We start from the raw sequence: 5,432 nt of genomic DNA, 5'->3' as shown, positions 1-5,432 counted from the left end.
CGGGAAGCCACGTGTCCCGGGCCAACGTGGCGGCGGCGATCGCGGCCGTCCTCGAGTCACCGGCGACCGTCGGCAGGATCTACGAGTTCAACGACGGCGACACCCCCATCGCCGAGGCCTTCAACGGCCGAGCCGCGGGCTGAGCCGGACCGGCACCGAGGTTGCGGGCCGCGCGAGCCCGCTGGGCGGCATACGGGCCCGGGCGCGTTCCGTCAGTCGAGCGACAGTTCGGCGACGAGCGCACGGTGGTCCGAGACGGGCAGGGCGAGCGCTTTGTCCCCGCCCCCGCGGACGGGCCCGCGCACGAGGATGTGGTCGAGCTGCTGGGTGGGCGCCTCCACGGGAAAGGTCAGCTGCGACGTGACCGGCCGGAGGCCGCTCGCCCGCGCCGCGGGCTCGGGCCCCATGTTGAGGTCGCCCATGAGCACGAACGGGCCCGACTCGTCGGCGAGGCTCGTGACGAGGTGCCTCAGCTGGCGCGCGTTCCATCGGTCGATGAACGACAGATGAGTGTTGACGACCGTGACGCACCCCTGCGGCGTCTGCACCGCCGCGACGACGGCGACGCGCGGCTCGTCGCGCACGAGCTCGGGCCACCAGCGGCCCTTGAAGCGCATCGGCACGGGGAACGGGAGCGCTCCCAGACGGACCACCTGCCAGCCCTGCACCGGGTAGCGCGAGAGGAGCGCGATGCCGTACGCGGCCGCGTCCGGCTGCTCCTCACCGGTGGCGGCGATCCACGTGGAGCCCGGGCTGCCGGCGAGCGCCGCGACGAACTGGTGCTCGGTGGCGCCCATCGCCTCGGCGGCGATGGCGGTCAGGTCGGCGTGGTCCGAGCGGTGCTGGTTGCGGTCCACCTCCTGCATCGCGAGGACGTCGGCGTCGAGCTCGCGGATCGCGGCCCGGAACCCGTCGAGGTCGACCTGCTGGTCGGTCGGCACGCGCCCGTTGAGGATGTTGAAGGTCGCCACTCTCATCCGTGTGCCCTACCCGCCCGATGAGCGCTGACGCGTTCCATGGGTGCGTCGCGCGTCGCGGGGTAGAGGTGTCGCATGGTGACCGATGAGACGGCCGACCTCCGTGAGGCGCTCAAGACCGTCGCCGTGGCGCTGAAGCGCTCCGGGGTGCCCTTCGCGCTCATAGGTGGGTATGCCGCATGGGCGCGCGGAGGGCCCGAGCCCAACCACGACGTCGACTTCCTCATCGCCGAGGAGGACGCGGCCGAGGCGGCCAAGTTCCTCGCCGAGGAGGAGGGGCTCAACGTCGTCGACCCGCCGGAGGACTGGCTCTTCAAGGTCTTCACGAGCGGCGGCATGGTCGACGTCATCTGGCGTGACTCCGACCGGACCGCCGGTCGCGACCTCGTCCAGCGGGCGACGGAGATGCAGGTGCTCTCGGTGGACATGCCCGTCATGCCGGCGACGGACCTCATGGTCTCGAAGCTCAACGCTCTCGACGAGCACTACTGCGACCTGACGATGCCCGTCGCGGTCGCTCGTGCCCTGCGCGAGCAGATCGACTGGGAGCAGGTCGAGCGGGACGCCGCGGGGAACGACTTCGCCGCGGCCGTGCTGTTCCTGCTGCGACGGCTCGGGATCATCAAGGGGCAGGCACCCGAGGGGACGCCGGGGCTCCGGGACGGGGCTGACGCACGATGAAGAAGATCGGGTTCCTCTCCTTCGGCCACTGGACGCCGTCCCCCCACTCCCAGACCCGGACGGCATCGGACGCGCTGCTCCAGTCGATCGACCTCGCGGTCGCCGCGGAGGAGCTCGGTGCGGACGGCGCCTACTTCCGCGTGCACCACTTCGCCCGACAGCTCGCGTCGCCGTTCCCGCTCCTCGCCGCGATCGGGGCCCGCACGAGCCGGATCGAGATCGGCACCGGCGTCATCGACATGCGCTACGAGAACCCCCTCTACATGACCGAGGACGCCGGCGCGGCCGACCTGATCTCGGGTGGGCGCCTCCAGCTCGGCATCAGCCGAGGGTCGCCGGAGCAGGTTGTGGAGGGCTACCGCTACTTCGGCTACGTCCCCGACGAGGACTCGGACGCCGCGGCGATGGCGCGCCACCACACGGCGGTCTTCCTCCAGATGATCCAGGGGCACGGTTTCGCCGAGCCGAACCCACGGCCGATGTTCCCCAACCCGCCGGGCCTGCTCCGCCTCGAGCCGCAGTCGCCGGGGTTACGCGACCGGATCTGGTGGGGCGCCGGGTCCCGTGCCACGGCCGAGTGGACCGCCGAAGAGGGCATGAATCTCATGAGCTCGACCCTCCTCACGGAAGACACCGGCGTGCCCTTCCACCAGCTGCAGGCCGAGCAGATCGAGCGGTTCCGCGACGCCTGGCGGGCCGCGGGGCACCCCCGCGAACCGCGGGTGTCGGTGAGCCGCAGCATCTTCCCGATCGTCAGCGACACGGACCGCGCCTACTTCGGCCACGAGGCGGCGAGCCAGGACCAGGTCGGCCTGCTCGAGGGCGGCCAGGCCCGGTTCGGCAAGTCCTACGCGGACGAGCCGGACCGGCTGGTCGCGGCGCTCGCGGAGGACGAGGCGATCGCGGCGGCCGACACCCTGCTGCTCACCGTGCCGAACCAGCTCGGCGTCGACTACAACGCCCACGTCATCGAGAGCGTGCTGAGGCACGTCGCACCCGACCTCGGCTGGCGCTGAGCGGTCCGCGGGGGGGTGGGGATCATGCGAGTCATCGTCGTCGGCGCCGGTCTCTCGGGCCTCTCCGCGGCCTGCCACCTCGTCGGCCTCGGCCACGAGGTGACGGTCCTGGAGCGTCAGGACGCGCCTGGGGGTCGCGGGCTGCGAGTGCGCCAGGACGGCTTCACCTTCGACACGGGCCCCACCGTGATGACGATGCCGGACCTCGTCGGGGAGTGCCTTGCGGCGGCCGGCTCCTCCCTCGAGGAGGCGTTGCCTGTGCGGGTGCTCGACCCGGGCTACCGCGCCTGCTTCGCCGACGGCAGCGAGATCCGGGTCCGGGGCGGCGTCGAGGCGATGCGCGAGGAGATCCGGGACACGTGCGGCAGCGTCGACGCGGCCGCCTTCGTCGACTTCGTGGCGTGGTTGCGGCGGCTCTACCGCCTCGAGATGCCGCACTTCATCGACGCCAACTATGACCGCCCGCTCGACCTGCTCCGGTCCCCGCGTGCCGCCGCCCGCCTGCTTCGGCTGGGCGGCTTCCGTCGGCTGGGACCAGTCGTCCGCGAGTGGTTCCGCGACGAGCGCCTCCACCGGCTCTTCTCCTTCCAGGCCCTCTACGCGGGCTTGTCCCCCGAGGACGCACTCGCCCTCTACGCCGTCATCACCTACATGGACGTCATCGAGGGCGTCTACTGGCCCGAAGGTGGGATGGCCGCCGTTCCGGAGGCGCTCGCCGCCGCTGCCGGCAAGGCAGGCGCCGACCTGCGGTACGGCGCCATCGTGACCCGGCTGGTCCGCGACCGTCGTGGCGTCCTCGCGGGCGTGGAGATCGATACCGGCGAGCGCCTCTTCGCCGACGCGGTCGTCTGCACCGTCGACCTGCCGACGGCCTACGAGCAGCTGCTGCCGGACCTCGTGCCCCCTCGCGTGGTCCGCACCGGTACCTACTCGCCGTCCGCCGTCGTGTGGCACGTCGGCGCCAAGGGCCCCCCGCCGCCGGCCGCTGCCCATCACAACGTCCACTTCGGCGCGGACTGGGACGGGGCCTTCCGCGCCCTCGTCGATGAGGGGCGCCTCATGCCGGAGCCATCGCGGCTCGTCACCGTGCCCACCGTGACCGACCCCGCCTTCGCGCCACCGGACCACACCGTGCTCTACGTGCTCGAGCCGGTGCCCAACCTCACCGGCCGCCTCGACTGGCGCCGGGAGCGGGAGCCGATGCGAGAACGGCTCCATCGCTTCCTGGGCGCCACCGGCTACCCGACCGACATCGTCACCGAGCGCCTCCTGACGCCGCTCGACTGGCAGCGACTGGGCCTGCACTGCGGCACACCCTTCTCCTTGTCGCACACCTTTCTGCAGACCGGCCCGTTCCGCCCCAGCAACGTGGAGCGACGGGTCCCCGGCCTCTTCTTCGCCGGCTCCGGCACGGTGCCCGGCGTCGGTGTGCCGATGGTCCTCATCAGCGGCAAGCTCGCCGCGCAACGTGTCCGTGACTACCTGCCCGGGGCCCGACATGGTTGAGGACGCGATGAGCCCCCTCCTCGACGAGGGCTACCGGCGGTGCGCAGCGATCACGCGCCGACACGGCACGACGTACTACTGGGGCACGCTCCTCCTGCCGGCGGCGCGGCGTCGGCACGTCTACGCCGTCTACGCCCTGTGCCGCCTCGCCGACGACATCGTCGACGCCCCCGGTGCGACGAGCGGCACCCAGGCCGTCACCACGCAGGCCCGGTTGGGCGACTTCGCGGAGAACTTCCGGCGGGTCGCCGCAGGATCCCCGACCGACGACCCCGTCACCGCGGCGATCGGTCACAGCGTGCGGCAGTGTGGGATCGACAGCGGCTGCTTCACCCGGTTCTTCCACGCCATGGCTCAGGACCTCACCCAGTCCACCTACGCGACCTGGCATGAGCTGCTCGACTACATGGACGGGTCGGCCGCGGTCATCGGCGAGATGATGCTCCCGGTGCTCGAGCCGAGCAGCCCGGATGCCCTCGAGCCTGCGCGGGCCCTGGGGCTCGCCTTCCAGCTGACCAACTTCCTCAGGGACGTCGGCGAGGATCTCGGACGGGGCCGGGTCTACCTGCCCCAGGAGGACCTCACCCGGTTCGGTGCCGACCCCTGGGCCCGGCAGGTCACGCCGGCCTGGCGCGAGCTCATGCGCTTCGAGGTCGAGCGCAACCGGGTGCTCTACCGGGAGGCGGACTGCGGCATACCCCTGCTCCCGGCGGCCTCCGCCCGGTGCATCTCGACCGCCCGGACGCTCTACGCACGCATCCTCGAGCGGATCGAGAGGCGGGGCTATGACGTCTTCTCCGGGCGAGCCAGGGTGCCGACCTGGCGCAAGGCGGGGGTGGTGGCCCGCACGATCCTGGTCGGGACCGGCACCGGGACGGTGCGACGAAGGACGGTGACCCCATGACCCTCAGGCGGCTGCGAACCGACACGTCCCGGAGTGGGCATGCCGCTGCACCGGTCCCCCGGCCACCCGGGCGCCGGCTCAATCCGCTGCAGGTCATGCCGGAGGTGCCGCGGACCCACCTCGCCGAGACGTGGCGCGACGCGCGGCCGGCACGCATCCGGCGGGCGTTCCTCGCGTCCCAGCAGCGGGACCCTGGCGGCTGGCACGTCCTTGGTGCCTCGACCGAGCTTGGCACGGGACGGTCCCGCACGAGGACCGTGGGTGGACGAGAGGTCGTGCTGTGGCGTACCGGCGACGGCACGCTGCTCGCCGGTCCCGGTACGTGCCCTCACCTGGGGGCGCTGCTCG

Annotated in this window: 6 protein-coding genes; 5 read left to right on the top strand and 1 reads right to left on the bottom strand. The window is 72.2% G+C overall.

Annotation, left to right across the window (positions count from 1 at the left end; all coding sequences use genetic code 11):
• Positions 1-212 precede the first annotated feature (212 nt).
• Complete coding sequence (locus ACTHJJ_RS00410) at positions 213-977, bottom strand: endonuclease/exonuclease/phosphatase family protein (RefSeq protein ID WP_440300962.1); 765 nt, start codon at positions 975-977, stop codon at positions 213-215.
• A gap of 78 nt (positions 978-1,055) precedes the next feature.
• Between ACTHJJ_RS00410 and ACTHJJ_RS00405 the strand changes: the two genes are divergently transcribed.
• The 5 genes from ACTHJJ_RS00405 to ACTHJJ_RS00385 all read left to right on the top strand — a co-directional run.
• On the top strand, positions 1,056-1,658 hold the full coding sequence (locus tag ACTHJJ_RS00405; RefSeq protein WP_440300961.1) for a nucleotidyltransferase family protein: 603 nt from the start codon (positions 1,056-1,058) through the stop codon (positions 1,656-1,658).
• Positions 1,655-2,674 (top strand): LLM class flavin-dependent oxidoreductase, encoded by a 1,020-nt coding sequence (locus ACTHJJ_RS00400; RefSeq protein ID WP_440300960.1) that lies wholly within the window; start codon positions 1,655-1,657, stop codon positions 2,672-2,674. Before ACTHJJ_RS00405 ends, ACTHJJ_RS00400 begins: the two co-directional genes overlap by 4 nt.
• Before the next feature lie 24 nt (positions 2,675-2,698).
• Entirely contained in the window at positions 2,699-4,180 is a 1,482-nt protein-coding gene (gene crtI, locus ACTHJJ_RS00395; RefSeq protein ID WP_440300959.1) for a phytoene desaturase family protein, read from the top strand.
• A 7-nt stretch (positions 4,181-4,187) separates the two neighbouring features.
• Positions 4,188-5,084 (top strand): phytoene/squalene synthase family protein, encoded by an 897-nt coding sequence (locus ACTHJJ_RS00390; RefSeq protein WP_440300958.1) that lies wholly within the window; start codon positions 4,188-4,190, stop codon positions 5,082-5,084.
• Positions 5,081-5,432, top strand: a 352-nt coding sequence (locus tag ACTHJJ_RS00385) for a Rieske (2Fe-2S) protein (RefSeq protein ID WP_440300957.1), incomplete at its 3' end; no start/stop codon positions are given. The genes ACTHJJ_RS00390 and ACTHJJ_RS00385, both read left to right, overlap by 4 nt.

Origin of the sequence: Intrasporangium sp. (assembly GCF_051961875.1) — a bacterium.
In the GTDB taxonomy this organism is placed as follows: Bacteria; Actinomycetota; Actinomycetes; order Actinomycetales; family Dermatophilaceae; genus Intrasporangium_A.
The sequence above is the reverse complement of the archived record's forward strand: the minus strand, read 5'-3'. Positions and strand labels throughout refer to the sequence as shown.